Consider the following 26,261-nt stretch of genomic DNA (forward strand, 5'->3'; position numbering starts at 1 on the left):
CCTTCGGCTCCGCCGCCGGCGAATACGACAAGGCGCGCCCGGCGGTGACGCGCGGCGCCGGGTTCGTCCGCATCGGGCTCCCAGCGTGGGTCGCCCGTTAGGGGCCGGGACGGGGTCAGAAAGGGGACCGGGACCCACTCTCCAAGAGCAGGTTGGCAGCACGCCCCCTCCCCCCAACACCTTCGCGCGAATTCTGTCGCGGCTGGAGGTCCGTTGACCGGCATAAACCCAGACGGCAGGACGCCCTCTCTCCAAGTGCTGCGGGACCGCAGGTCCCCTCAAGACCCTCGGGACGGCTTGTAGAGACCGTCGCGGACCAGCGCGAGATAGCGTTCCCACTTCTGGACCCATTGGTCGAGGTCGGCGTAGCCGAGGTCGGGGCGCTGGCGGATGGCAGCGAAGATGCGCGGCAGGAGGCCGTCGCCGACCAGCACCAGCAGCTCGACGGCCTGCTCCACCGTCACCCCCGGCCGCAGGCGGCTGGTATCGACGTCACGGTAGAGCAGCTCCTGGCTCCGGGCCGCCGCTTCGGCCAGCCGCTGGCGGAACTCGGCGGACACGGCCGGGTCGACCATCGACCGGACGATCAACCGGTAGGCGTCCGGGCGGTCCCGGTAGACCTGGAGCTTGATCGCCCCCAGCCGGCGGAGCCGCTCGAAGAGATCCCGCGGCAGGTCCGGCTCCGCCTCCTCGAGGGCCGCTTCGATGGGCTGCAGGGCACGGTCCACCGCCGCCGAGTAGAGTTCGTCCTTGCTGCCGAAATAGTAGAGCACCAGGCTCTTGGCGACGCCGGCCCGCCGGGCGATGCGGCTCAGGGACGCCCGCAGGTAGCCGTGGTCCGCGAACTCGGCCACCGCCGCGTCGAGGATGCGCTCGCGGGGACTGGCATCGGCCGTACTCGCCGGGACGGTCCCATCCCGGCCCCGCCGCGCCGATGGTGGAGCCGCGCGCCGACGGCCACGGCTCACGAGGCGGTCGCCGCCCGCGAGACGGCCTCGGCCGGCGGTGCCGCTGCTAGGAGGCCCACCGCCGCTGCGCTGGCGGGTCGTCCCGTCTCCGTTCCCGTCGCGGGGAATCCCGCCACCAGTGCTGCCGCCGGCAGTCCCACCACCGCTCCCGCCGTGGGACGTGCCGTCACCCTGGGAAGTGGCGTCGCCTGGCATGGACGAACCCCCGTCTAGCCCTTTCACGAGAAGTCCTTCCGCTCGAGGATCATCGTACCGGCCAGCGAGCCCACCAGGAAGACCGCGACCAGGACGAGCAGGCCGCCCACGTCGGGATCCCCCGCCGCCGCCCGGTCGATGGCGGCGTAGCGCTGCAGGCTGAGGTAGCCGATGGGGCGTAGGCGGTCGGCGACCTGGCTCAAGGCGTGGAGGACGAAGGAGGCCAGCCCGACGCCGACCCCGGCGGAGATGGCGGTCTGGGCGCGGGGGAAGAAGGGCGCGAGGACGAACCCGGCGCCGCCAGCAGCCAGGGTAGCGCAGAACCCCGCCAGGTGCGTCCACCGCTGGCGCCCGAGGTCGTAGGCGTCGCCGGCCACCGCCCACCCCACCAGCGTGCTGACGACCAGGATCGCCACCCAGAGGGCGACCGCCCCCCCGACGAAGGCGGCGATCTTGGCGACCGTCACCTGACGCCGGGTCACGGGCCGCGTGTAGAGGAACTCCACCGCCCCCAGATCCGGTTCCCGGGCGACGCTGCCGCCCGCCTGCATCAGGCCGTAGATGGTCGCCAGGAGCACCAGGTAGCCCATGATGTACACGCCATAGTAGCTGTTGACGTCGGCGATCATCGCCGGGGTGAAGCTGAAGGCCTTGAGCAGGCTCTCGGGCATGGCCTTGAGCGCTTCCACCATCACCGGGTCCTGGATGGACTCGAACAGGCCCAGGTAGAGCGCGACGATGCCGACCAGCACGGCGGTCCAGATCAGCAGCGCGCGGCGGGACAGGCGCAGCTCCATCCGGGCCACGTGAAGGATCATCCCCAGGCCGCTACGGCTGTTCATCCCGTCGTCCTCCCATCGTGGCGGTCGGGGCACCATCCGGTTCGCCGTTCCCCGACCGGTAGAGGGTGAGGAACACGTCCTCGATGCCCGGCTCGGCGATATTCAGATCCTCGAGCGTCAGCGGGGCGAGGGCCGCCACCAGCTCCTGCACCGGCGCCCGTACCAGGAGGCGGTACGTGCCGGGCTTGCCGGGCACCGGCTCGGGCCGCGGGTCGCCCAATCGGGCCAGCAGCTCACCCGGCAGCGGCGCACCCCCCTCCAGCCGCAGGGTCACGATCTTCATGTGCCGCCCGGGCAGATCGTCGACGGTCGACACCCGCAGCAGGCGCCCGTCGCGGATCATCGCCACCCGGTGGCAGAGCCGGTCGACCTCGTCGAGGACGTGGGTGGAGAAGAAGATGGTCGTACCGGCCGCGTTCACCTCGCGCAGGATCTCGAACAGCTCCGCCCGGATCAGCGGGTCCAGGCCACTGGAGGGTTCGTCCAGGATGAGCAGCCGCGGCCGGTGCAGGAGGGCCTGGACGATGCCCAGCTTCTTGCGGTTGCCCAGGGAGTAGGTGCGGACGGGTCGGGAGAGATCCAGCTGGAGGCGCTCGGCCAGCTGGGCCACTCACCGCCAGTCGACGACCCGGTAGAAGCCGGCGGCGTAGTCCAGGAGCGCCTGGCCCGTCATGTCCGGGTAGTAGCCGACCTCGCTGGGCAGGTACCCCACCTGGGCCAGCCAGGGCCCGCCGCCCGGCCGGACCGGCCGCCCGAACACCTCCACCCTGCCCGACGTGGGACGAACCAGTCCCAGCAGCGTGCGGATGGTGGTGGTCTTGCCGGCGCCGTTGGGGCCAATGAAGCCGAAGATCTCGCCCTCTTCCACCTCCAGGTCGAGGTCCTCGACGCCGCGCCTCCTGCCGTAGTACTTGGTCAGCCCGCGGATAACGATGGCGGCGGGCATGGGAGCACCTCCTTGCACCGCGGGCTCGCCTGTGGCCCGGAACGGGAATCCACTGCAACGGGAATCCACCGGTGGGGCGGGCGGTTGCATGGGGCGGCCGGTTGCACCGTGCCCTGGCTGACGACGGCGGGTCCATCCAGCACGCCTCCGTGGTAACACCCGTTTGAGGGTAGCACCCGTTTGAACGCCGGGTCCATCCGGCGGCGTCCGCAACGGTGGGCACGAGCGGTGGAGGCCGGTGGTTGCCGGCGCCGGTTGCCGTTTCGGGTTGCCATCCCCGGTCACCGGACGGGTAAGCCGGATTCGCCGGTCCCCCCGGGGGCCAGCCGGCTCGGCGTGGCTGGCGCGCTACGGATCCGCGGCCCCGACCGGCTGGCGGTTCGCCGCGTTCCGGCTATATGGTCTCAACAGCAAAACCTCGACAGCGGCGCCGATCCCGCATATGATGGAGGAACTCGCACCAGTCGCCTGCTTTCACCAGGCTGGCCGGGCGAGGGAGACGCGGTGCGGGAAGCACGCCGGGAGTCGAGCCCGCCAGGCCTGCGCTGCAGACGAAAGGACGCCGAGACATGCTGACGACGCCGGAACCACGGCGCCGCCCCTACGGATCCCCCGAGGGCATCCCGTCCTCTGCCGGATCCCACCCCGACGACGGAGATCCTCTCGCACCCGACGCAACGGCCGCGACTTCGCCCGAACCAACCCTCCAACCCCTGGGCGAGTACACGCGCACATTGAAGCGTGTCTTGCCCCGCCACATCTTCCAGCCCGAGCCGTGGCGCATCCTCTGGTTGCTCCCCCTGGTGGCCGTCGCCGTGGCAGGCATCGTCGCGGTCGCCCGGTTCGACCTGCACTGGGGCATGGATCTCGCCCTGGCGGTGGTCATCGGCCAGGCTTTCGCGAGCCTAGGCCTGTTCGGCCACGAGGTGCTGCACGGCAGCGTGGTGCGCACGCCCTGGCTGCGCAACCTGGCCGGCCAGATCTGCCTCTGGCCCTTCGCCATCGGCCCGCGGCTCTGGCGGCGGTGGCACAACGTCGAGCATCACGGCCATACCCAGGAGCACGGCGAGGACCCCGACGCCATGCACACCCTGGAGGAGTTCCACGCCCGCCCGGCCCTGCAGTACGTCTACCGCATCGCGCCGCCAGTGCGGGCGGTGCTGACGCTGCTCTCCCTCAGCGTGTGGTTCTCGCTGCACTCCGTCCAGATGCTGCGGCGCTTCCTGCCCGAGATGCCACGCCGCGAGCGGCCGGTGGTGGTGGCCCAGTTCCTCCTGCCGGTGGCGAGCTGGGTGGCCCTCGGCGCCTGGATCGGGTTCGGTGACTGGGTGTTCGCCTACCTCGTGCCGCTGCTGGTCGCCAACTTCGCCGTCATGAGCTACATCGTGACCAATCACCTGCTGAGCCCGCTGACGCCGGTCAACGATCCCCTGGCCAACAGCCTTTCGGTCACGGTCCCAAGGTGGGTCGACGTCCTGCACTTCAACTTCTCGCACCACACGGAGCACCACGTGTTCCCCGGCCTCAGCAGCAAGTACGCGCCGCTGGTTAAGCGGTGGTGCAAGACCCTGTGGCCGGATCGCTACCACGAGATGCCGCACTGGCGCGCCCTGTGGCTGGTGTGCACGACGCCCCGGGTCTACGAGCGGCCGACGGCCCTGATCGACCCGGTGCGGCAGCAGGTATACCCGGTGCTCGGCCACGGGCTCGAGCGGTTGGCCGGGGCCGGAACAGGGAACCGCGCGCACTCCGTGCCCGCCCCACTGCCCGTGTTCGCCGGCTTGACGGATGGCACGCAGCTCTCTCCGCCCGCCGCCCCTGCGTCCGACACCGCTCCTCCGCAATCACCGGGGCCGTCTGCGGAACGGCCTGCGACGCGCACCGCAGATCGCCGCAACCGCCGTCGTGGCGGCGTGGCGCCCAGGACAACCACGCCGTGACCGTTACGGCCGCGGAGGGCGGGCGAAGGCTATGTGAAGATTTGGACGGCATTCCTCCATGGCGGCGACCGGCATGGCAAGGCGAGGCGGGCCCGGGTTCCCGCGCACCGGTCCGCCGGCCGTGCGCGAGGCGTCGGCCCAGCGACGCGGAACCCGCCCGGGGTCAATCGGGCAGCCGCAGGAGCCGCCGGGCTAGCTTCCGGGAATCGGTGAGCTCGCCCGGCAGGCGCAGGTAAAGGGCGACGTCCAGCACTACGAGAGCCAGCGCGAGGGCGAGGTAGCCCCACCCGACGCGGTCGCGGACCAGGAGGGGCTTGAGCAGGACGAAGGCGATGGCCAGCTGCAGCCTCACGACGAGGCCCAAGGCCGCCCACTGGGCGAGGGCGAGCATCACTGCAAGCGGCATCAAGAGCCGTTGTCTCAAGGTCGTCCCAGGCACCTCCCGGGCCGCGCCTGCGACGGGTTGCGGCCCGCTTCCGTTGGTAGCAGGCGCTGAGGGTGGTGGCAGGGGAGGAACCGGCAACTGCTTGGCGACCACGGTGCGCACCGGGCCGGCTACGCACACCCAGCGCACCGCACCCGGGCGCAGGAGGCCCTGGGACGCCATGGGCCACAGAAGGTGCGGGGCAGGAGGAAGATCCCCCGCCCGGCTGCTCGGCGCGGGACGCCCCCAGGCAGGCAACGTTCCGCACCTTCACCCCCTGCGGACCGCACCTTCACGCCCCTGCGGAACCCGCGCCCGGTTCCTGGCCGGCGAGGCGGCTGGCGGCTTCCCCCGCCGACGCCTGCAGCCGCTCCGTGGCCTCCCGCAAGGCCGCAGCGGCCTCGTCCACCATGCGCCGCAGCAGCTCGGCCACCGTGGGGATGTCGCGGATCAGGCCCACCCCCTGGCCCGCCCAGACGAAGCCCTCGTCCAGCTTGCCCTCCAGGGCTGCCCGGGTGTTGGCCTTGCCGGAGATCAGGGGCAAGAGCTCGTCGAGCCCGGCCCCGCGGGCCTCGGCTTCCAGAATGCGCTCCGACCAGGGACCCCGAAGCACTCGACCCGGCCGGCCGAGGCTCCGCTCGATGACCACCGTGTCGGTCTCCCGCGCCTCCACCAGCGCCTTCTTGTAGGCGGGGTGGGCCGGGCACTCCACCGTGGCCACGAAGCGCGTTCCCATCTCGATGCCGTCGGCCCCCAGCACCAGGGCCGCCGCCAGCCCCCGGCCGTCGACGATCCCGCCGCTGGCCAGCACGGGGATCTGGACGCTCTCCACCACCCGCCGCACCAGCACCAGGGTGCCGATGTCGTCCCGGCCGATGTGGCCGCCCCCCTCGACCCCCACGGCGATCACGGCGTCGGCGCCAAGAGCCTCGGCCTTCTGGGCCTGCCGGACACCGGCCACCAGCACCATCTTGAGCACGGGGTGGCCCTCGAAGGCCTTGAACAGGGGTTCCGGGTTGCCGCCCGTCACGCTGATGACGGGAACCTGTTCCTCAATGGTGACCCGGACGAACTCCGACAGATCCCGGTGTCCGATGGCGAAGTTGACGCCAAAGGGCCGGTCGGTCCGCTCCCGGACGCGCCGGATCTCCTGGCGCAACACCTCGGGCGATTCCATGGTGGCGGCGGTAAGCTGGCCCAGGCCCCCTGCTGCGGAGACGGCGGCGCAGAGCTCGCTGCGGGCCAGATAGGCCAGTCCTCCCTGGACGATGGGCAACTCCACTCCAAAACGCTCGGTAAAGCGCGTCCGCAACGCTTTCACCCCTCCGGGCTGCCGATCCAGGGCCGGTGCGGGACCGGAGATCGGGTATCATGGCAATGGTTTCGTGGGCTGGCCCGGGACTCCTTGCCGTGCCGGCCGCGGGAAGGAGAGCTGCAAGGTGCAGGTGAAGGTGCAGGGCAACCCCGAATTGATCCGGCTGCTGCTGGACGAGATCCGGCGCCAGGGGGCGATTCCCTTCGCCCGGTACATGAACCTGGCCCTGCACCACCCCGAGCACGGCTACTACGCCCAGGCCCGCCCGCTCATCGGCCGGGAAGGGGACTTCCTCACCGCCCCCTCCTTCCACCCGGCCTTCGGCCGCACCATCTGGCGCCAGGTCCGGGAGATGCTCCACATCCTTGGCTTTTCGCCCCGGCGGGGCCTGCCGGCCAACCCCGCCCGCATCCTGGAGATCGGCGCCGGAGGCGGCCACCTGGCCCGGGACCTGCTGCTGGCGGCCCGGTCCGACGGCTACGGCCCCGGCCACCTGGAGTACGTGATCGTCGACGAGAGCCGCCAGCTGCAGGAGCGGCAGCGGGATTTCATCACCGCGGCCTGGCCGGAGGCTCCAGTGCGCTGGGTCCCCCGGGTCGAACAGGCCGGCCCGGTCCATGTGGTGCTGATGAACGAGCTGATGAGCGCCTTTCCCGTCCACCGCCTGGTGCGCAGGCCGGCGGGGCAGGTTGCCTCGGCCACCCCTCCGCCTGCAGATACCGAGGTCCCGGCCGGCGGCCAAGCCGTGCCGGCCGCGACCGGTGGGGGGAACGGCGGCGGCAGCGGCAGTCTGGGGTCCGCCTCCGGTGGCGACCAGGGGGCGGCCCCGTGGCGACCCGCGCGCCGTGGTGGTCACCAGCATCCTTTCGAGTGGCGAGAACTCTACGTCACGGTGCAGGACGGCCGGTTCGTCCAGGTGGAAGGACCAGTCAGCGAGCCGCGGGCCGTGACCATTCTGCGGGAAGAGGGGATCGACCCGCAGCCGGGCCAGATCGTCGACGTCAACGTGGGAGCGGGGGACATGCTGCGGGCCATTGCGGGCGTCCTGGCCCGGCGGGCTTTCGTCATCACCATCGACTACGGTGGCCCAGCGGAGGTGGTCTACAGCCCCCAGCGCCCCCGGGGCACCGTCCGCGGCTACTACCGCCAGCGACTGCTGGACGACCCTTTCGCCCGGCCTGGCGAGCAGGACATCACCGCCGACCTGGACTTCACTTACCTGCAGCGGCTGGGCCGGCGGCTGGGGCTGCGGGATCTGGGGCTGCTGCCCCAGGGGGCCTTCCTCCTGAACCTTGGCATCGAGGAAGAAGAGGCCCTGCCCCTGGCGCGGCGGGCCTGGCAGGGGGATCTGGAGGCTGACCAGGCGCTGCAGCGGGTCTACGCCCTGTACGCCCCGGAAGGGCTCGGCGAGTCCTTCTGGGTGCTGGTCCAGGCCCGGGGCTTCCGCTGGCGGGCGCCCCGCCTGCAGGGGGTGCGGGTGCCGTGGCCGGAGCCGAAACCGTTGGCGGAACTGCTGGCTCTGGCCCGGGATCAGCAATAGGCAAGGCCGCTCGCCCTTGTATTTAAGCTTCGTCTGCTTCGCCTGCCTCTTTATTTTTGGGCAGGCGACGTGTCCAGACCAAAATACCAGCACCAATGATGGTCAATAGGCCACCAACCGCTGCCGTATCGGTGTCACCGTAAAGCAGACCAGTCTTTACCCATGCGCCCGTTCCAGCTCCCGCCGCAGCCCCTCCCAGTCCACGAGGGGCAGGGAGCAGGTGAAGTCCCGGCAGACATAGGCCACGGGACGCCCGCCCACCGGATCACGGCCTTGCCACACCGCCCGGCGCTCGGTGCCGGCACCGGGCGGCCGGATCGTCAAGAGGAGCCCCGGCAGGTAGAACCCGGCCAGCCGCCGGCGCCACTCCGCCATCACGGGGGCGTCAGGATCACCCACCAGGGTCACCTCCGTATACCCCTCCAGCCGGTCGGCCTCGACCCACACCGTCCGGGCCATGGCCAGCGGCTGCTCCGCCGCCAGGGCCCTCACCCGGTCGAGAAACCGGCCGGCCACGCGGTGGTAGCGCTCGTCGCCGGTGATCACCGCCAGCCGCGCCAGGACCCCGGCCGCTGCTGCCGGCGCAGCCGGCACCGCCTGGTCGAACAGCTCCACGGGCCGGGCCAGGGGGGTCTCGGCCTCCAGGGGCGCGTCGTAGAAGAGGCCGCTGTCCTCGTCCCAGAAGGCCTCGATCATGGCCCCCGCCAGCCGGTCCGCCTCGTCCAGCCAGCGGAGGTCGCCGCCGGCGGCGTGCAACGCCAGAAGCCCCTCGATGAGGAAGGCGTAATCCTGCAGAAACCCGGGCACATCCAGGGCCCGGCCCCGGTAGGCGTGGAGCAGCCGCCCGTCGGGCCGGCGCAGGGCCCCCAGGACGAACTCGGCCGCCCGGCGGGCCGCCTCCGCGTAGCCGGGTTCGTCCAGCACCGGTGCGGCCTGGGCGAAGGCGGCGATCATCAGGCCGTTCCAGCCCGCTAGGATCTTGTCGTCCCGGGCCGGCGGGGTACGGCGGCGCCGGGCTTCCAGCAGCCGCCGGCGGATGGACTCCAGCCGGCGGTCCAGCTCGGCAGGATCCAGGCCCAGGCTGCGGGCCAGGGCCGGGCGTTCCTCGTCGGCCACCGCCCGGTAGAGCACCGTGGTGCCGTCCTCGAAGTTGCCCTCCTCGGTCACGCCGAACCAGCGGGCCGCCAGGGCGACGTCGACCGAGGCGGCAGCGGCGGGCGCCGCCTCGGCGGGTTCGACCGGTCCCGTGGGGCTGTTCGCGAGCCCCGTGGCGGCGAGGGGGTTCCTCGCAGGCTCCCCTCCGGCGGGCCCCCTACGGGTCCCGGACGCGGCCGAACCCTCCAGGGCCTCCCGGAGCTGAGCAGGCGTCCAGACGTAGTAGGCTCCCTCGCGGCCGTCGCTGTCGGCATCCAGGGTGCTGATGAACCCGCCCTCGGGGGCCGTCATCTCCTCGCGGACGAAATCCAGGGTGCGCCGCGCCACCCCGGCGTAGAAGGGATCCCCCGTGATCCGGTAGGCGTCGAGGTACAGGGGGACCAGCTGGGCCTGGTCGTAGAGCATCTTCTCGAAGTGGGGGATCAGCCACGCCCGGTCCGTGGCGTAACGGTGGAACCCGCCCGCCAGGTGGTCGAACAGGCCCCCCAGGGCCATGGCCTGCAGGGTGTGCAGGGCCATGTCCAGGTAGCGCCGGGAGCCCGGGCCTGGCCCTTGGCCTCCCCCGGCCGGATCCCGGGCTGCCGGGGCGGCCGCCGGGCCCGCACCGGAGCCGCCCTCTCGGCCCGCCTCGGCTGCACCCGCCTCGGCCGCCGGCGCCCGGCTGTCCCCGGTTCCCTCCTCAGTATGCCGTCCGGTCCCCGTCCCGGATCCGCCGGGTTGGTTCAAGCCGCTCCCGGCGCCGGCCCGCAGCAGCACCGCCACCGCCGTGGCCTGGGGGAACTTGGGGGCCCGGCCGAAGCCACCGTACTGCGGGTCATAGCTGCGGGCGATGCGGGCGGCAGCCTGTTCCAACCAACGCCGTGCCGCCTCCCGGCCTGCAGCACCCTCAGGCGCCAGACCCAAGGCCACGCCGCCCGCCCCGGGCGCCCGAGTCCCGGCCCCGCCGCGCCCAGGGGCCACGCCCGCCTCCCAGGCCTCTTCCCCTTGCCCGGAGGCCTCGCCGGGCCCCGGGGCCGGAACCCCGCCGGCCTCCCCGGCGCCGCCGGCCTCGCCTGCGTCACCGCTGGCTGCACCGTCCGGTCCCAGACCCCCGGAACGGCGGGCCGGCTCGGCCGTCCCCCGGTCCAGCAGGCCGGCACCGCTCACCGAACGGCGCAGCACCTCCGCCACCTGGCCGGCCACCCGCTCCACTTCGTCCCGGCGGTGGCGGTAAGCGTCCAGCACCGCCTCCAGCACCTTTGGGAACCCCGGCAGGCCGTGGCGGTCTTCCGGCGGGAAGTAGGTGCCGGCGAAGAAGGGCTTGAGGTCCGGCGTCAGGAACACCGTCAGCGGCCAGCCGCCCCCGGAACCCAGGATCTGCGCCGCCGTCTGGTAGACCTGGTCCAGGTCCGGCCGCTCCTCCCGGTCGACCTTCACGTTGACGAACCCGGCGTTCATCCGGGCCGCGATGGCCGGGTCTTCGAAGCATTCCCGCTCCATCACGTGGCACCAGTGGCAGGCCGCGTAGCCGATGCTGAGCAGGATGGGCCGGTCTTCCCGCCGCGCCCGCTCCAGCGCCTCCGGCCCCCAGGGGTACCAGTCGACGGGGTTGTAGGCGTGCTGCTGCAGGTAGGGCGAGGCCTGGTGGATCAGCCGGTTGGGCCGGCGGTCGCTGCTACCCATAGGGGGTGCCTCCCTTCGCCGGGTTCCTCCCGGACCGCCGGTACCGGGGCGGGCCGTCACCGCCGTGGGGCGGGCCGTCACGGCCGTACCGGTACCGTCATGCCGGCGCCTTGGTGCCGGCTACCGTCATACCGGGTGCCTGGGTGCCGGCGCCTTCATGCCCAGCCTTCATGCGATCCCTTCGGGCCGGTCCCTCAGCCCTTCATGCCGGGGCCTGAAACCCGCCGGCCTGCAACCCGCTGCGTTCATCCCGCAACGGATCCTGCCGCGACCGCCGCGACCTTCGTATTCCCATCCTAACATGCCGGCGGATGGGCGTCCCGGCACATGCCGGCGGATGGGGGATCGGAAGGGCCGGTCGGCCGCGCGGGACCTGCTCCTTTCCCTCACCTTCCCTGCACCGCCTCCCCCGGGTCACGGTCCTGGCACGGGCCTTGGCTTCCATGCCTCCTTGCGCTCGGCCCGCCGCCCCGGTGGCGCACCCGATCTCCACCGGATGATCCCCCGATTCCCCTCCGGATACAGATGGGGCAGACCCCGGCGATATACTGGGACCGGAACCGGGTGCGGGGGACCGGCCGAGGGTATGGGAACCCATGCCGGAACCACGGGGACCGGAGCCGGGACACGGGTGCCGGCAGCCGCATGGCGCCCCGGCCGCGCCGGTACCGGCGGACTGGCCGCAGGTCCGGCGGGGACGAACCGGCCGCCCGGCCAGCTCCCGCGCCTGCACGCCGGGCGGCAAAGGGGGACCACCATGGACAGCCGCCGCCGTATCGCGCTCGTCGCCGGGTTGTTGCTCGTTGTGGCGGGTCTGGCCGCCGGTATCGCCGTCCTGAACCGGGACGAACCGGCCGCGCCGGGCCCGGGCGGAAGCCCGCCCAGTGGGCAGGCATCGCCGCCCGGCGCCCCGGGCGCGGGCGCTCCGGGCGCCGGCACCCCGGGAGCCGGGCAGAACCCGCCGGGTTCGTCCGGACAGGTACCGGCTCCCCCCGAAGGGCCTGTGGTAGCCCCCGGCACCCCGGCCCCCGACTTCACCCTGCGGGAACTGGAGGGCCGGCCGGTCAGCCTGTCGAATTTTCGGGGAAAGGTGGTCTTCCTCAATTTCTGGGCCAGCTGGTGCTACCCGTGCCGGCAGGAGATGCCGGAAATCCGCAAGCTGGTCGACCGGATGCCCGACGACGTTGTGGTGGTGGGTGTCACCACCAGTGACCCGGCCAGCCCCGACGAGATCAAGGCCTACGTGGAAGAGAACGGGTACGACTGGGTCTTCGTCTACGACGAGGGCAGCCGGGTGGGGCGGCAATACCGCATCGTCTACCTGCCGACCAGCTACTTCATCGACCCGGATGGGGTGGTGCGGGCGCGGCACATCGGGCCCATGACGGCCGAGCAGATGGAACGGTACATCCAGCAGGCCCGGCCGGGCGGCGATTCGTAGGCCCGCGGCCAAGACTGGGAACCCGCCCCAGGGCTCGCCCCAGAGCCTGGTCCCGGCCCACCGGCCCGCCGGCCCGCCGGCCGGCCCGGCGGCCCCGCCGGGAGCGGTTGGGCCGGCCTGCCCGGCGGCCGTGCGGATGCCGGCCCATGCGTTCACAGCATCCGGTGTGGGGACCCGCCCGTGGGCCGGCAGGCCGGATCACGAGGGTACCCGTGCAGGCGCCCGGGCAGGCTCCTGGTGCACAGGGGGAGAGGAGGAGGGGGACCCATGGTCAACGGAGGCAGTGAATCCCGGAGCTGGGCGGTAGCCTGCCACCTGGCGGCCCTGGCCGGCATCTGGATTCCCCTAGGCAACCTGCTGGGCCCGCTGGTGGTCTGGCTGGTCAAGCGGAACGACGACCCCTTTGTCGACCAGCAGGGCAAGGAAGCCGTCAACTTTCAGCTCAGCGTCACCCTGTACTTCATCGCCCTGATTGCCCTGGGCCTTCTGGCCCTGGTGCCCATGGGCATGGCCGACATCCTGGTGGGCCCCATGGGCGGCCCGGGCCCGCGGGCCCTCACCTTCCTCCTCTTCGTGCTGCTGGCTTTGCTGGCGGCGGCCGTGTCCCTGGGGTGGCTCGTGCTGGTGATCGTGGCCGCCGTCCGGGCCAGCAAGGGCGAGGCCTACCGCTATCCGCTGACCTTGCGGCTGGTAAGATAAGGGCCCGCCTCCGCCAGAGCCCGGGCGGGCTGGCCGGGGTCGGGCGCGGGGGGCATGTACCGCTCCAGCGCTTGCCGCCAGGATGCAGGAAGGGGTTCGGGACGACCCTCCCGCCCCACGTGGACGGCCACCACCCGGCCGCGCACCAGCTCCTCCCGGCCAGGCAGCCGCACCACCCGGTGGCCGAAGGTAATGCTGGTCCGGCCGAGGGCTTCGATCCAGGTCTCCACCTCCAGCCGGTCGTCGAACCGGGCGGAGGCCCGGTAGTCGCACTCGGCGTGGACCACCATCAGGGCGTGGACGCCGCCGCCGGGCTCCACCGCCGCTTCCCGCCCGCCTTCCGGCTCGCCGGCGCTCCCCGCTCCCTGGGCCGTCGCTCCCTGCAGCCCGGCCCCCTGCGCCTCCCGCAGCAGGTCGACCCGCCCGACCTCGAAGTAGACGAAGTAGTTCCCGTAATAGACCACCCCCTGCGCGTCCGTCTCCGCGAAGCGGACCCGCAGGGGGGAACGCACCACGCGCCCGGTCTCCTCGGACGCAGGCCGGTCCAAAGGCCGATCGCCCAAGTCGATCCCTCGCCTCCGCCTCCATCCCGCGCTGGCGCCGCACCACCTGGCCCGGTCCCCGCGCCGCGCCCCGCTGCCGGGTACTACGCCCAGGGGCCCCGTCAGAACCCCAGCAGCATCCGCGCCCGCTCCGACATCATCTCGGGCCGCCAGGGCGGGCTCCAGACCAGCCGGACCCGGGCTTCCTTCACGCCCTCCAGCCGCTCGATGGCCTGCTTGGCCTGGCTGACGATCTGGTCGCCCAGGGGGCAGCCGATGGCCGTCAGGGTCATGTCGACCTCGACCACGCCCTCGTCGTCCACCTCGCACCGGTAGACCAGGCCCAGGTCGACCACGTTGAGCCCGATCTCCGGATCGATGACGTCGGTCAGGGCCTCGCGGACCTGTTCTTCCGTCACCTTCGCCATGGGATCACCTCCCGCTGCCGGGGGCCGAACCGGCTCCACCGGAGGCAACCGGCCCTACCCCAGGCTCAACCTTAAGGATACCGCATCGCCTCACGGGCGGTCCCGTTCGTGTATCCTAGGGGAAGGTTGTAGGGGAAGTTTGCAGCATCCACCCCAGATTCCCGTACCGGCCGGCGCTCTGCGGCGCGCGGCCGCAGGAGGCGATGCACGTGCCTGCACCGACCGTTCCGGCAGAGACGCTGGCGTCGCTGGAAGAACGGGCGCGCCAGCTGCGCCGCCACGTCATCCGCATGATCGCCCGGGCGGGCTCGGGTCACCCGGGCGGCTCCTTGTCCACTGCGGAGATCGTCACCGCGCTGTACTTCCATGTGATGCGCCATGACCCGGCCCGCCCCAGCTGGGACGATCGGGACCGGTTCGTCCTGAGCAAGGGGCACGGCGTGCCCATCGTGTACGCCGCCCTGGCGGAGGCGGGCTATTTCCCCGAGGCCTGGCTGGAGCGGCTGCGCCAGCTGGACAGCCCGCTGCAGGGACACCCTTCCCGGCGGGACTGCCCGGGGATCGAGGCCTCGACCGGTTCCCTGGGCCAGGGCCTCTCCATCGCCGCGGGAATGGCCCTGGCGGGCAAGCTGGACGGCAAGGACTACCGCGTGTTCGTGCTCCTGGGCGACGGGGAGATCCAGGAGGGCCAGGTCTGGGAGGCGGCCATGTTCGCGGCCCATCACCGCCTGGACAACCTGATCGCCATCCTCGACTACAACCGCTACCAGCTGGACGACGCGGTGGACGCCATCGTGCGCGTGGAGCCGCTGGCCGACAAGTGGCGCGCCTTCGGCTGGGACGTGGAGGAGATCGACGGCCACGACCTCGGCCAGGTGGTGCCGGCGCTGGAACGGGCCCGGGCCGGCACCGGGCGCCCGGTGATGATCATCGCCCACACCGTCAAGGGCAAGGGCGTGTCCTTCATGGAGAACAACAACGAGTTCCACGGCCGGGCGCCGACCCCCGAGGAGACCGAAAAGGCCCTGGCGGAGCTGGGGGACGAACCGGCCGCGGCCCGCTGACCGGGTGCAGTCCGCTGACGAGCGCGAGGAGGATCCTGCCATGTTCGGGCTTCCCACAGGCAAGCCAACCCGCCAGGCCTTCGGCGAGGCACTGGTGGAGCTGGGCCGCCGGCATCCCGAGCTGGTGGTGCTGGACGGCGACCTGTCCAAGTCGACCTACACCCGTTACTTCGCCCAGGAGTTTCCCGACCGGTTCTTCAACGCCGGCATCGCCGAGGCCAACATGGTCGGCCTGGCGGCGGGGCTGGCGTCGTGCGGAAAGGTTCCCGTCTGTGCCAGCTTTGCGGCCTTTCTAATGTGCAAGGCCTTCGACCAGATGCGCATCGGCGTGAACTACGCGGGCCTCAACGTGAAGTTCGTCGGCAGCCACGGCGGCATCAGCATCGGCGAAGACGGCGTGTCCCAGATGGCCGTGGAGGATGTGGCCCTGGCCCAGGCGCTGCCCGGCTTCGTGGTGCTGGTTCCCGCGGACGAACACGCCACCCGCCGGGCGGTGGAAGCGGCCGTGGCGCACCCGGGCCCGGTGTACATCCGGGTGGGCCGGCCCAAGGCTCCCCTGGTCTACGACACCCGTCCCTGCGACTTCGCCATCGGGCGGGCCATCCGGGTGCGGGACGGCGGCGACCTGACCATCGCCGCCAACGGGCTGATGGTGGCGGCGGCCCTGGCCGCGGCCGAGCCGCTGGCGGCCGAGGGCATCGAAGCCCGGGTGCTGGATTTTGCCTGTGTCAAGCCGCTGGACCGGGACGCCGTGCGGGCGGCGGCGGAAGAAACAGGCGCCCTGGTGGTGGCGGAAGAGCACCTCAAAGCCGGCGGCCTGGGCAGCGCCATCGCCCTGGCCCTGGCGGAGACGGTGCCGGTGCCGGCGGAGTTCGTCGCCCTGCAGGACACCTATGCCGAATCGGGCGCCCCGGAGGAGCTCATGCGCAAGTACGGGCTGACCCCGGAGGCCATCGCCGCCGCGGCCCGCCGGGTGCTGGAGCGCAAGCGGGCGGGGGTGGCGGGTGCGGCCCGCCGCTGAAGAGGGAACCTCGCCCGCCGGGGTCGTCCCTGGGTGCACGGGGCCGGGACCGGCCGAAGGGCCTTGCCGCCTGCCGGTGCCCACCGGGACCCGGTCCCCTCCGCCGCGCCGGCCCCCTACTCCCCAACCCCCTACTCCCCGGCCCCCGTTCCCTGGCCCGCTTCCCGGCCCGACTCCCCGGCGGCAGCTCCCAGCACCTCGGCCGCCAGGGAGCCGTCCCCTTCCAGCGTCAGGGTGGCCCCCCAGTAGTCCCGGCTGCCCCCGGGCACCGTCTGGTGGTTGAACACGAAGTAGTCCAGGTCGTGGATGATCCGGTGGGCCGTGCGGACCCGGCCGGGGTCCCGCCGGCGGTAGCCCTCCTCCAGCGCCAGAATGAAGGCCTTGAGGTCCTGGCCGGCGGTGGGCGGTTGCAACCGCGCTGCCACGTCCCGCAAGAACTGTAGGCTCGCGCTTTCCAGCACCTGCTGGACGTCGTTCCACGCGGGGCTGTGGGCGTCCCGCAGCGCCGCCAGGTGCCCCCAGCCGGCGATCTGGTTCATCCGCTCGTGGACCCCGTGCACGTTGCCCTTCGCCCGCTCCAGTTCCTCGCCCGTCGACGCCGCCAGGTGGCGGCCGACCTGCTCCAGTTGCTGGGGATCGGGGGCTTGGGGTCGTCCCAGCCCCTCCAGGGTGGCCTGCCACCACTGGCTTCCTGCCGGCGTCAGGGACCAGGCCACCACACCCGCCGCCACCACCGCCACGGCCACGCCGGCCGCCAGCCGGCGCCACCCCTGCCGCACCTTTCCCCTCCTCCCGCATGGGACGCCGCCCCTGCCGGGAACCCCGGCAGGCATAAGTTACCAGTTCCATGGTACCCGGAAGGACGCGCCGGGGGAAGACCCGGCCACGCCCTACCCGGTTCGCCCTCACCGGGGCTGGGGCGGCCTCGGCGCCCCGGTGCGCAACCCCTTCGTCCGCCGCGGCGTGCAGCCCGCCCGGCCCCGGCTCAACGGGGCGGAGGGCCGGAAGGGTCCTGAGGCCGCGGCGCCTCCCGCAGCGCCCCGGTGATGACCCGCACGTTGTGGCGCATCATGTCCAGGTAGGTTTCGGCCCCGCTGCCCGGAGGGCCCACAGAGTCGGCGTAGAGCTGGCCGCCGATGGGCACGCCCGCCTGGGCGGCCAGTTCCTCCATGAGCTTGGGATTGATGGTCGACTCCACGAAGGCCGGCACGCCGTAACGCCGCAGGTGCCCCAGCAGGCGGGCCAGCTCGGCGGCCGCCGGTTCTTCCTCGGTGCTTATGCCCCACACGCTGTCCACGACCCGGACGCCGTAGCGGCGACCGAAGTAGCGGTAGGCGTCGTGGGTGGTCACCAGCAGGCGGCGATCCGGCGGGACGGCGGTCACCTGGCGGGCGATCCAGGCATCCAGCGCCCTCAGCTCTTCCTGGAGGGAGGCCGCCCGCTGCCGGTAGAACCCGGCCCCCGCCGGATCGGCAGCGCTCAGGGCCGCGCCAATGGCGTCCACGTAGCCCATGACCAGCACGGGATCCATCCAGAGGTGCGGATCGACCTTCGCCGGATCGCCCGGCCAGGGCAGCAGGACGGCGGGGGGAAGGGTTTCCGCCACCCGCACCACCAGAGGGCCGCCCGTCGGCAGGGCAGGGGCCACCGGGTCCGGGGATGCCGCCCGCGGGGCACCGGGCCAGGCCGCCGCGGAGCCGGGTGCCGCCGGGGGGTCCGGGGGTCCCTCTGGGTCCGGAAGCCGGGTCGCCGGTGCAGGCCCGTCAAGGCTGGGCGGGGCGGGCGGCAGGCCGGAGCCTGTAGCCGTCCCTGGCGCCGAGCCGGTGGCGGGAGCCTGGGGCATCCCCTCCAGCAGCCGCTCGGCCCACAGGTCGATCCCGTGGCCGTTGAGCAGCACCACCCGGGCCCGGGCCAGGGCCAGGGCGTCCCGCGGCACGGGCTCGTAGCTGTGGGGATCCTGGCCCGGGGCCAGCAGGCTATGGACCCGCACCCGCGGGCCGCCGATGCGGGCCGCCAGGTCGGCCAGGATGGTGGTGCTGGCCACCACCAGGGGCCGCGGGTCGCCGGGGCCCATCAGCTGGCGCCACCAGTACCGGCCGGCCGCCAGCACCGAGCCGGCGCTCAGGAGGAGCACCAGCACCACCACCAGGATCGCGGCCGGTAGGGGTTGGGAACGCCTCATGCCGGCTCCTCCTCACGCGGGCCGGGCTGCGTCAGGGTCCCGTCCGGTTCCAGGGGATGAACCCGCAGGGCTGCCGCGGCGGCGGCGTCCAGCCACTGCCCCTCGGGGCTGGAGGCCTCCCCCGGCGCTTCGCTCCGCCCCGCCCCCTGCTCCGCAGCCACCGGTGCGGGCGGCTCTGGCCGTGGGCCCCGGCGCCCGGCCGGTTCCTCCGCCGGTGGCCCCGGAACCCGAACCTGGGAGGCTTCTTCGCGGCGCACCCAGAGCCCGTCCCGGGCGCGGCCGAGCACCTCCAGGCGGGTGCCCGGCACCAGTCCCGCCCGGCGCAGCCGGCCGAGAAGGTCCGGGTCCTCGTCGTCGACCCGGGCGACCACCGCCCGGGTCCCCGCCGGCAGCTGGTCCAGGGCCACCGGCGGCGGGCCGGGCTCCGCCGGCACCTCGCCGGCGGGGGTGGGAATGGGTGCGCCGTGGGGGTCGCGGGCGGGATGGCCCAGGGCTTCGGCCATCTCTTCCGCCAGGTGGGGCGGGGTGGCGTGCTCGAGCTCGTGGGCCACCTGGTGAACGTCTTCCCAGGCCATGCCGGCCACGTCGGTCAGGTACCGCTCCCACAGCCGGTGGGTCCGGATCAGCCGGCGGGCTTCCCGCACCCCGGCTGCGGTGAGGCGCGCACCCAGGGCCGGTCCTTGCGCCCGGGGCCCGCGGCCCTCCCGGAAGCCGGCCCCCGCAGGCTGCGGGCCGCCGCCTGCGCCGTCACCGGCCGGCTGCGGCGCCTGCGGTCCGGGGTCCCCGGCCTCGGGTTCCGGATCCCAGGCCGCCAGGCCCCGGGCCACCAGCCGGGCCAGGGCCGCCCGTACCTCCCGGCGGGTCAAGCCGGTCCAACCGGCCAGAACGTCCAGCGGCACGCCCCGCGGGGACGCGGCCGCGGCTGCAGCGGGTCCTGCCGCGGGTCCTGCCCCCCGGGCGACCGCCTCGCCGCCTTCCACCCCCAGCTCGTGCAGGGCCTTGAGAACGTCCTCGGCGGCCACCAGCCGGGCGGTCCGGCGCCGCTGCAGGAGCCGGGCCAGGAGCCCCTGCTCGGGAGCCAGCACCAGGGCCACCACGAAACCCGCCATGGCCACCAGCACCATGGCGGGTCCCGAGGCCACGTCCAGGTAGAAGGACAGGTAGAGGCCGGTCACCGCCGCCACCGTGCCCAGCACCACGGCCAGGCCGATCAGGGCCGGGAAGCGGCGCACCAGCAGGTAGGCGGTGGCCGGCGGGGTCACCAGCATGGCCAGGGCCAGCACCACCCCGACTGCCTGCAGCGCCGCCACCAGGGTCGCCGACACCAGCACCATCATCAGGTAGTGGAGGGCACGGACGGGCAGTCCCGCCACCTCCGCGGTGACGGGATCGAACGCCCACAACTGGAGCTCCTTGAAGAGGAGCGCCACCAGCCCGGCCGCCACCGCCGCCACCACGGCCATGAGCACCAGGTCGGCGCGGGAGACGCCCAGGACGTTGCCGAACAGGATGTGGAACACGTCCACGCTGCTGCGGGCGCGGCTGAGGATGGCCAGCCCCAGGGCGAAGGCGCCGAGGAAGAGCAGGCCCGTGGCGGCGTCGGACTTGAGGCGGGTGTTCCGCTCGAGAAAGCCGATGCCGGCCGCCGTCAGCAGGGCGCTGGCCAGGGCGCCGGTAAAGTAAGGCCAGCCCAGCAGGTAGGCGACGGCCACGCCCGGCAGCACGGCGTGGGAGATGGCATCGCCCAGCAGCGACCAGCGGCGCACCAGGAGGAAGCTGCCCGTCACCGCTCCGGCCACGGCCACCAGCACCCCCGCGGCCAGGGCCCGGACCATGAAGGGGTAGCGCAGCGGCTCAGCCAGTATGTCGAGCCAGCCCGGATCGCCCGTCATGCCCGCACCCCTCCCGGTACCGGCAGGACCACCCGGTCCAGGTAGGTCAGCCGGCCGCCGTAGGTCTCCCGCAGCCGCTCGGCCGTCATGACGTCCGCCGGCGGGCCGAAGGCGATGACCCGGCCGTTGATCAGTGCCACCCGGTCGTAGTGGCCGATCCCCGCAAGATCGTGGTCGACCACCAGGATGGTCTTGCCCGCGTCCCGCAGCCGGCCCAGCAGCCGCCGCACCACCTCCTGGGTGGCGGCGTCCACGCCGGCATAGGGTTCGTCCAGCAGGATCAGGTCGGCATCCTGGGCCAGGGCCCGGGCGATGAAGACCCGCTGCTGCTGCCCGCCCGAAAGGGCCGCCAGGGGGCGCCGGGCGTAGGCCGCCATGCCGACCTCCTCCAGGGCCTCCGCCACCCGGCGGCGGTCCTCCGGCCCCGGGCGCCGCAACCAGCCCAGGCGGGGCACGCGCCCCATCATCACCACGTCGGACACGGTGGCCGGGAAATCCCAGTCGATCAGCTCCCGCTGGGGCACGTAGGCGATGCGGCGCCGCTGGCGCTCCACCGGCTGGCCGAAGACCCGCACCGTGCCGGCGGCGGGCCGCACCAGCCCCAAAATCGCCTTGAACAAGGTCGACTTGCCGGCCCCGTTCGGCCCCACCAAGGCGACCAGCAAGCCCGCCGGCACCGCCAGCCGCACGCCCCGCAGGACGGGCCGGTGATCGTACGCCACATAGAGGTTGCGCACGGCCACGGCGGCCTCGCTCTCACCAGCCATGTTCCGTCCCCCCTGGGGGACCGGGCCGGTTCAGCCCGGCGCGATCCGGACGAACCGGCGCAGCCACACCCTGCTAGTTGTTAGCCAACAACATTTTTGCATAAATGCAAAACCAGGGTACAGAGCGGCGCCCCTTCCTCGGGCGGCAGTTCAGGCCCGGCGGCAGCTTCTCCACCGGGGAGGCGGAGTCCGGGCAGCGGTCCCCCTTGCAAGAGGTGGCCCGGCGGGACACAGCCCCGCGGCCTGGGCTACCATCGCCGTTCCTCGGGGCTCCATGGCCGGCGCCCGGCGCAAGAGGCTCCCTGCCCCGGGCCCGGCCTAACCCTCCGGGCGGCGGGCGCCCGGCCGGCCCGGGTGGGTGAGCCCGTTGCGGCCGGGTTCGCCCGCCGGCAACGGCCGGGCCAGGCCGCGTACCGGGTGCGGGCCTTCCTCTTCGGGAGGCCGGGCGTTGGGCCGGGGCACCTCCACCACCGCGATCTCCATCCACCGCCCGTCCATCCAGGTGTTGGCGTAGATCAGATCGGGCTGGCCGTCCGCCTCCAGCCGGGGGTAGAGGTGGAAGCGCAGCCCGGCTACGTCGGCTGCGTTGTAGAAGCCGGAATAGTACAGGATGTCCAGCACCTGCTCGGCCAGGGCCAGGGCCTCCCGCCGGTCGGGGCAGATCACGGTGCCGTCTTCGCGCAGGGTGGTTTCCATGAAGACCCGGGCCAGGTCGTCCAGGACCCGGGTGTCGTACGGGTGGTCTCGCCGCGGCCGGGAGTAGCCCTGGCGCAAGGGGCGCGGGCGAGCGGCTCGCCGATCGCCCTCCGGGGCCCCGGGCGAGCCGGACGGGCCGGCCGCTGCCGGCGTGCCGGGCGGTTCCGGCGCCCGGCCGGTACCGCCCGAGCGGGCCGGTGGCCGGGCCGGGGCAGGATGGCCAGGCCGGGCACCTCCGGGTCCGGCGCCGGGTCCGGAACCAGGTCCGGCGCTGCCGGGTCCGGTGCCGCCGGGAGCCGGGCCCTTCTCTTCCTGGGGATCGGACGGCCCGCCGGGGCCGGGCCGGTGATTGCGCTCCATGGCAGTCGCCTCGCTTGCTCTGACGGGCCGGCCACGATGGCGGGCTCGCCCGGCGATGGCCGGCTAGCGATTAATCATAGCACAGGAGCGCCCGGGCGGAGACAACGCCACCCCATCCGGCACCCGGGCGGCCGGCCCGGCCCGCCGGCCACGACCCGCCAGGACCCGCAGCCGGGTGCCCGTCGCCGCCCCTGCTGGCCGGCCGCTCAGGGATCACAGGGCGCCCCCGGGGAAGACGGCCCCTTCGGGCAGTTCCTCCGCCCGGCCGGCCCTGCCCGCGGCCGCCGGCAGTCCCTCCGGTGAGAGCCCGGGACCGGCCGGGGCCGTGGGGCCGGCCGAGACCGTGGGGCCCGCCCGCTCCAGGGGCGCCGGATGCCGCACGGACAAGGCCGGCCGCACGGGAAGAACCGGCCGGGCCAGAATCCGCTGCAGGTACAGCGCGCCCGCATCCATGCCCTGGGTCCCCAGCAGGAGCAGGAGATCGCCTTCCCCCAGCAAGGAGACCGCCGCCGCCACCGCATCCCCCAGCCGGGTGAAGGTGCCGACCTGGGGGGGCTTGAGCCCGCCCGTCTCGAGCCCGGCCAGGCACGCCTCCCACTCCGCGGGCCGCACCATATCCCGCGCCGTGGTATCCCCCGCGCTGGCGGTCACCAGCACCGCCGCCCCGAGGCGGCGGGCCTCGCAGGCCAGTTGGAGGCCGTTGGCATAGTTGATGGCCGCACCCCGCCCTCCCCGCACGGCATAGACCACCACCGCCCGCCGGTGGGGGATCCGGGCGGCCACGGCGAAGCAGGCGGCCAGGCTGTCGGGCCGCCCGGCGGTATCGTCGATGACGGTGAAGGGGCGGCGCATCAGCACCTGGGTGCGGCGCCGGGGTGCGGCAAAACCCGGCAGGGCGCGGGCGACCGTGCCCGGATCCAGGCCCAGCCACAGGGCAGCTCCCACGGCCGCCACCACGTTGAGGGCATGGTGGGGGCCCATGAGCTGAGTCTCCAGCCAGACGCCCGGCCGGGCCGGTCCCGGCCCCTCGGGAGCCACCCGAACGCCGGCGGCGGGAGGTGGCGCGACAGCCGGTACGGCCCGAAAGTGTCCGTTCCCCCCGGGACGATCCCGGCTCAGCCGCAGGGCGGGCCCCGGCGGCCAGGCCGGCGGGAGTTCCAGATGCAGCCGGTTCGTCCAGAGATCGGGACCCGCTCGGCCGGAGAGCGGCGCGGCGGGCGCGGCCACCTGCTCGGCCGCCAGCCGCAGGTGGCAGGCGCGACCGCGCCCGAACAGGACCACCGGCGCCCGGGCATAAGGGCCCAGGCGCAGGGCGGCCTCGCCCTCGTGCATCAGCACGCCGCCGCCGGGCGGGATCATGGCGACGAAACGGCCCTTGGCGGCCGCGTAGTCCTCGTAGGTGGGGTGGTACTCCAGATGTTCCAGGGGAGCCAGGTTCGTCACCACGCCCAGGTCGAAGGCCACGTCATCCACCCGCCGCTGGTCGGCACCCTGGGACGAGACCTCCATCACCGCCACCCGGCAACCGGCATCGGCCATCACCCTGAGGTACCGGTGGAGGTCCAGCGGGTCGGGGGTGGTCAGGTTGCCCGGCCAGCGGTGCCCTCCGGCGCGCACCTCCAGCGACCCGATGAGGCCGGCCGGGATTCCTGTGGCGCTCAGCAGATGGTGGAGGAGAAGGGTGGTGGTCGTCTTGCCGGTGGTCCCGGTGACACCCACCACCACCAGCCGGCGGGACGGGTGACCGTAGCGGTTGGCCGCCAGGCGGGAGAGGGCCGAGCGGGCACAGGGAACCTGAAGCCAGCTGACCCCGGGAGGCAGCGGCTGCCCCGGGGGCTGCTGGGCCACCACCACCCGGGCCCCCCGGCGCAGCGCCTCGCCGGCGAAGGCGGCGCCGTCGTGCCGGCGCCCGGGAATGGCCACGAACAGGTCGCCGGGTTCGACCCGGGCGGAGTGGGAGCGGATCTCGCCGACCCAAGGAGGCAGCGGCTCGCCGGACAGGGAAAACGACAGCCCCTGCAGCAGCGGAACGACATCCAGCGCCATGGTAATGGTTCAACCCCCCCGTTTGGGGTTCCCCGATAGGCGTATGTCGCATGCCCCGGGCAGGTGTCACGGAGGGGGGAAACGGTCAAAGGCTCGCCAGCCAGCTGATCAGGGCAGGGGCCAGCAAGGTGAGGATGAGGCCGTGGACGAAGGCCAGGGCCGTGGTGCCCGCATCCCGCGCCGCCGCGGCGATGACGGGCAGGGTGGTGTCCATGGTGGTGGCGCCTCCCGGCAGGACGGCCAGCCAGGACCGCCGGCCCGCCAGGCGCGCCAGGAAGGGCACCGCCACCACCGTCAGAAGCTCCCGCATCACGTTGGCCAGGAAGGCCAGGGCACCGGCGGCCGGTCCCCAGAGCTGGGCCACCAGCACCCCGGCCATGCTGTACCAGCCGAAGGCGGCCGCCACCGCCAGGGCCAGGGCAGGCGGCTCGCCGGTCAGCCGCCCCGCCAGCCAGCCCCCAGCCAGGCTCCCCGCCGCACCCAGCAAGGGCAACAGGAGGGCCTTGCCCCGGACGGCCCGGAGGCTCTCCCGGGTGGCCGGCCACTGCCGGCCGAACTCGTACCCGTAAAGGGCCATGAGGAGGAGCAAGGCGTACCCGGAGCCGGCGGCGGCCAGCCGCCCGGCAGCGGCCACCAGGGGGGCCGATCCTTCCGGCCCGCCGGCCACCCCTCCCGTCCCGCCGCTCGCCGGCGCCTCCACCGGCGCCTCCAGCCCGCCGGCCATGGCCGCCGCTTCTCCGGCCACCGCCGCCCCCACGCTGCCTCCCGGCAGGCCGCCCAGCCAGTGGACGAACACGGCTCCCGCCAGCCAGCCGCCGGCCACCGCCAGGACGGCTGCGGCGCTGAGGCGCAGGGCTTCGCCGGACCGGCCAGCCCCCCCGGCGGCCGTGGCCGGGTCCCCCGCGGCGGGATCGTGGCGGGCCGGGTCCGGCCGGGTCCTCGGGGCCTCCGGGCCGAGGTTTCCCCGGGGGACGGGATCCGAAGGGAGAAGGTGGGGTCCTGCCGCCCCGCCCGAGAGCGTGATCGGGCCCTGGCGGGTGCGTCCCGCCACCTCGCCGGCCCCGCCCGCGGCCCTGGATCCAAGCCGCCGGGTGATGGGGGTGGCCTGGCACCAGGCCATGCGGATACGCCGGCACCAGGCGCCGGGGGCGCGCCGGCGCCTGGTGCTGGGGGCGCCCTGCCGAAAGGCCGTACGAGCACGCCATGCGGCCCCCAGGGCCGAGCCCAGCAGTCCCGCCAGCAGCGCCCCGCCCGCCGTGGCCACGGCAAAGGCGGCAGCCCGCCCGCCCAGCCGGGCCAAACCGGACCCTACCTGGGGATCCAGGCCCAGCCGCAGGCCCATGAGAAAGAGCAGCGCCCGCAGCGTCCACCGGGATGCCGCATCCCACCAGGCTGCCGGCAGCCGGCCACCCAGGCCGCTCAGCCCCGCGGCCATGCCGGCGGCCAGGGCCACCAGGACCGCGGTCACGGCCGGCCTCGCCCCTGGGCGGGGCCCGCTCCGGCGGTTTCCCCGGCACGGGCCCCGGACCGGCGCGGTCGACCCGCCGGACCCCTGCTGGTGGCGGCCACAAGGCGGCCGGCCGCTCCGGTCGTGCCGCCGGCCCCGCCGCGGCCACCGCCGCCGGTGTCGCCGCGGGCGGCCCCACCGCGGGCGGCATCGCCGCGCCGGCCGCTTTCCAGCACGCCCATGAGCCGCGCAAACCCCAGGGCGCCCAGCAGGACGGCGCCCGCCAGCGCCGCGGTGAACCCCAGCAGCCCCGCCACCGACCCGCCCGTGCGGCGCTGCCACATGGCGGCGATCACCACAAACAGTCCCAGGGCCATCGCCCGGACCACGGGCTTCAATCGCTCGCGCAAGCTGGTTCCCCCGTTTCGCCCACCCGTTGACCTGTTCTCGTGCGGGCCGGATACTGGAGATGGTAGCACCGTGGGGGTGCTGGCGCCACGCCGGCTGAGACGAGCCAACCGGCTCGAACCCCTCGAACCTGACGTGGGTAATGCCACCGGAGGGAACGGTGCGGTCCCGCTCCAACGAAGCCTCTGGATCGCTTCCTGGCGCCTGGGCCGCGTTCGTCCCGCGGCCTTTTTCGTTGCCGGCCGCACCTTGCCCTGCCGCGGCAGCCCCCGCCAGCCCGT

21 protein-coding genes, 1 pseudogene and 1 riboswitch are annotated in these 26,261 nt (G+C 73.6%); of the genes and pseudogenes, 6 read left to right on the forward strand and 16 right to left on the reverse strand.

Features of this window, described 5'->3' with window-relative positions; all coding sequences use genetic code 11:
- Positions 1–278: 278 nt before the first annotated feature.
- The 3 genes and pseudogenes from ACYQ02_RS08275 to ACYQ02_RS08285 all read right to left on the reverse strand — a co-directional run bounded on the left by ACYQ02_RS08275 (position 279) and on the right by ACYQ02_RS08285 (position 3,041).
- Positions 279–968, reverse strand: a complete 690-nt coding sequence (locus ACYQ02_RS08275) for a TetR/AcrR family transcriptional regulator (protein WP_460039977.1) — start codon at positions 966–968, stop codon at positions 279–281.
- A gap of 218 nt (positions 969–1,186) precedes the next feature.
- Positions 1,187–2,005: an ABC transporter permease subunit gene (locus ACYQ02_RS08280; RefSeq protein ID WP_460039978.1), complete on the reverse strand. Its 819-nt coding sequence runs from the start codon at positions 2,003–2,005 to the stop codon at positions 1,187–1,189.
- Positions 1,992–3,041, reverse strand: a pseudogene (locus ACYQ02_RS08285) (ABC transporter ATP-binding protein). Before ACYQ02_RS08285 ends, ACYQ02_RS08280 begins: the two are co-directional and overlap by 14 nt.
- A gap of 644 nt (positions 3,042–3,685) precedes the next feature.
- Here ACYQ02_RS08285 and ACYQ02_RS08290 point away from each other — a divergent pair.
- Positions 3,686–4,891, forward strand: a complete 1,206-nt coding sequence (locus ACYQ02_RS08290) for a fatty acid desaturase family protein (RefSeq protein WP_460039979.1) — start codon at positions 3,686–3,688, stop codon at positions 4,889–4,891.
- 163 nt (positions 4,892–5,054) lie between these two features.
- Here ACYQ02_RS08290 and ACYQ02_RS08295 read toward each other — a convergent pair whose 3' ends face one another.
- Together ACYQ02_RS08295 and ACYQ02_RS08300 are read right to left on the reverse strand one after the other, a co-directional pair.
- Positions 5,055–5,315 carry a hypothetical protein gene (locus tag ACYQ02_RS08295; protein WP_460039980.1) on the reverse strand — a complete coding sequence of 87 codons (261 nt, stop codon included), beginning with the start codon at positions 5,313–5,315 and terminating at the stop codon, positions 5,055–5,057.
- 292 nt (positions 5,316–5,607) lie between these two features.
- A complete protein-coding gene (locus ACYQ02_RS08300) occupies positions 5,608–6,627 on the reverse strand; it encodes an NAD(P)H-dependent flavin oxidoreductase (RefSeq protein ID WP_460039981.1) in 1,020 nt (339 codons plus the stop codon).
- Between the two features lie 127 nt (positions 6,628–6,754).
- Between ACYQ02_RS08300 and ACYQ02_RS08305 the strand changes: the two genes are divergently transcribed.
- Entirely contained in the window at positions 6,755–8,170 is a 1,416-nt protein-coding gene (locus ACYQ02_RS08305; protein ID WP_460039982.1) for a class I SAM-dependent methyltransferase, read from the forward strand.
- A 156-nt stretch (positions 8,171–8,326) separates the two neighbouring features.
- Here the strand turns inward: ACYQ02_RS08305 and ACYQ02_RS08310 are convergent, their stop codons facing one another.
- Positions 8,327–10,987 carry a thioredoxin domain-containing protein gene (locus tag ACYQ02_RS08310; protein WP_460039983.1) on the reverse strand — a complete coding sequence of 887 codons (2,661 nt, stop codon included), beginning with the start codon at positions 10,985–10,987 and terminating at the stop codon, positions 8,327–8,329.
- A 757-nt stretch (positions 10,988–11,744) separates the two neighbouring features.
- Here ACYQ02_RS08310 and ACYQ02_RS08315 point away from each other — a divergent pair.
- Complete coding sequence (locus tag ACYQ02_RS08315) at positions 11,745–12,428, forward strand: TlpA family protein disulfide reductase (RefSeq protein WP_460039984.1); 684 nt, start codon at positions 11,745–11,747, stop codon at positions 12,426–12,428.
- Positions 12,429–12,695: 267 nt separating this feature from the next.
- Positions 12,696–13,127, forward strand: coding sequence for a DUF4870 domain-containing protein (locus ACYQ02_RS08320; protein ID WP_460039985.1), 432 nt, complete (start codon positions 12,696–12,698; stop codon positions 13,125–13,127).
- On the opposite strand, the gene ACYQ02_RS08325 is transcribed toward ACYQ02_RS08320, so the two are convergent.
- Positions 13,097–13,642 (reverse strand): acyl-CoA thioesterase, encoded by a 546-nt coding sequence (locus tag ACYQ02_RS08325; RefSeq protein ID WP_460039986.1) that lies wholly within the window; start codon positions 13,640–13,642, stop codon positions 13,097–13,099. The genes ACYQ02_RS08320 and ACYQ02_RS08325 overlap by 31 nt on opposite strands.
- A 149-nt stretch (positions 13,643–13,791) precedes the next feature.
- On the reverse strand, positions 13,792–14,097 hold the full coding sequence (locus ACYQ02_RS08330) for a metal-sulfur cluster assembly factor (protein WP_460039987.1): 306 nt from the start codon (positions 14,095–14,097) through the stop codon (positions 13,792–13,794).
- Positions 14,098–14,300: 203 nt separating this feature from the next.
- On the opposite strand from ACYQ02_RS08330, the gene ACYQ02_RS08335 reads away from it, so the two are divergent.
- Positions 14,301–15,161, forward strand: coding sequence for a transketolase (locus ACYQ02_RS08335; RefSeq protein ID WP_460039988.1), 861 nt, complete (start codon positions 14,301–14,303; stop codon positions 15,159–15,161).
- 40 nt (positions 15,162–15,201) lie between these two features.
- Positions 15,202–16,182, forward strand: a complete 981-nt coding sequence (locus tag ACYQ02_RS08340) for a transketolase family protein (RefSeq protein ID WP_460039989.1) — start codon at positions 15,202–15,204, stop codon at positions 16,180–16,182.
- Positions 16,183–16,313: 131 nt separating this feature from the next.
- On the opposite strand, the gene ACYQ02_RS08345 is transcribed toward ACYQ02_RS08340, so the two are convergent.
- The 8 genes from ACYQ02_RS08345 to ACYQ02_RS08380 all read right to left on the reverse strand — a co-directional run bounded on the left by ACYQ02_RS08345 (position 16,314) and on the right by ACYQ02_RS08380 (position 25,982).
- Positions 16,314–16,961 (reverse strand): hypothetical protein, encoded by a 648-nt coding sequence (locus ACYQ02_RS08345; RefSeq protein ID WP_460039990.1) that lies wholly within the window; start codon positions 16,959–16,961, stop codon positions 16,314–16,316.
- A gap of 206 nt (positions 16,962–17,167) precedes the next feature.
- Entirely contained in the window at positions 17,168–18,364 is a 1,197-nt protein-coding gene (locus ACYQ02_RS08350) for a metal ABC transporter solute-binding protein, Zn/Mn family (RefSeq protein ID WP_460039991.1), read from the reverse strand.
- Positions 18,361–20,256, reverse strand: a complete 1,896-nt coding sequence (locus tag ACYQ02_RS08355) for a metal ABC transporter permease (RefSeq protein ID WP_460039992.1) — start codon at positions 20,254–20,256, stop codon at positions 18,361–18,363. The genes ACYQ02_RS08350 and ACYQ02_RS08355 overlap by 4 nt, the downstream gene beginning before the upstream one ends.
- Positions 20,253–21,023 (reverse strand): metal ABC transporter ATP-binding protein, encoded by a 771-nt coding sequence (locus tag ACYQ02_RS08360; protein WP_460039993.1) that lies wholly within the window; start codon positions 21,021–21,023, stop codon positions 20,253–20,255. The genes ACYQ02_RS08355 and ACYQ02_RS08360 overlap by 4 nt, the downstream gene beginning before the upstream one ends.
- Before the next feature lie 318 nt (positions 21,024–21,341).
- Positions 21,342–22,079: a hypothetical protein gene (locus tag ACYQ02_RS08365; RefSeq protein WP_006903218.1), complete on the reverse strand. Its 738-nt coding sequence runs from the start codon at positions 22,077–22,079 to the stop codon at positions 21,342–21,344.
- Positions 22,080–22,292: 213 nt separating this feature from the next.
- Positions 22,293–24,125, reverse strand: a complete 1,833-nt coding sequence (locus ACYQ02_RS08370; RefSeq protein WP_460039994.1) for a Mur ligase family protein — start codon at positions 24,123–24,125, stop codon at positions 22,293–22,295.
- 85 nt (positions 24,126–24,210) lie between these two features.
- Positions 24,211–25,593: a LysO family transporter gene (locus tag ACYQ02_RS08375; protein WP_460039995.1), complete on the reverse strand. Its 1,383-nt coding sequence runs from the start codon at positions 25,591–25,593 to the stop codon at positions 24,211–24,213.
- On the reverse strand, positions 25,590–25,982 hold the full coding sequence (locus ACYQ02_RS08380; RefSeq protein ID WP_460039996.1) for a hypothetical protein: 393 nt from the start codon (positions 25,980–25,982) through the stop codon (positions 25,590–25,592). The genes ACYQ02_RS08375 and ACYQ02_RS08380 overlap by 4 nt, the downstream gene beginning before the upstream one ends.
- Positions 25,983–26,044: 62 nt before the next feature.
- Positions 26,045–26,154, forward strand: a riboswitch (TPP riboswitch).
- Positions 26,155–26,261: the final 107 nt, after the last annotated feature.

Source organism: Thermaerobacter litoralis, from assembly GCF_054654595.1.

Coding starts and splice junctions, on each gene's coding strand:
- ACYQ02_RS08355 (WP_460039992.1), bottom strand. CDS start 20,256: ATGACGGGCGATCCGGGCTGGCTCGACATACTGGCTGAGCCGCTGCGC.
- ACYQ02_RS08350 (WP_460039991.1), bottom strand. CDS start 18,364: ATGAGGCGTTCCCAACCCCTACCGGCCGCGATCCTGGTGGTGGTGCTG.
- ACYQ02_RS08310 (WP_460039983.1), bottom strand. CDS start 10,987: ATGGGTAGCAGCGACCGCCGGCCCAACCGGCTGATCCACCAGGCCTCG.
- ACYQ02_RS08280 (WP_460039978.1), bottom strand. CDS start 2,005: ATGAACAGCCGTAGCGGCCTGGGGATGATCCTTCACGTGGCCCGGATG.
- ACYQ02_RS08320 (WP_460039985.1), top strand. CDS start 12,696: ATGGTCAACGGAGGCAGTGAATCCCGGAGCTGGGCGGTAGCCTGCCAC.
- ACYQ02_RS08315 (WP_460039984.1), top strand. CDS start 11,745: ATGGACAGCCGCCGCCGTATCGCGCTCGTCGCCGGGTTGTTGCTCGTT.
- ACYQ02_RS08365 (WP_006903218.1), bottom strand. CDS start 22,079: ATGGAGCGCAATCACCGGCCCGGCCCCGGCGGGCCGTCCGATCCCCAG.
- ACYQ02_RS08330 (WP_460039987.1), bottom strand. CDS start 14,097: ATGGCGAAGGTGACGGAAGAACAGGTCCGCGAGGCCCTGACCGACGTC.
- ACYQ02_RS08335 (WP_460039988.1), top strand. CDS start 14,301: ATGCACGTGCCTGCACCGACCGTTCCGGCAGAGACGCTGGCGTCGCTG.
- ACYQ02_RS08360 (WP_460039993.1), bottom strand. CDS start 21,023: ATGGCTGGTGAGAGCGAGGCCGCCGTGGCCGTGCGCAACCTCTATGTG.
- ACYQ02_RS08340 (WP_460039989.1), top strand. CDS start 15,202: ATGTTCGGGCTTCCCACAGGCAAGCCAACCCGCCAGGCCTTCGGCGAG.
- ACYQ02_RS08370 (WP_460039994.1), bottom strand. CDS start 24,125: ATGGCGCTGGATGTCGTTCCGCTGCTGCAGGGGCTGTCGTTTTCCCTG.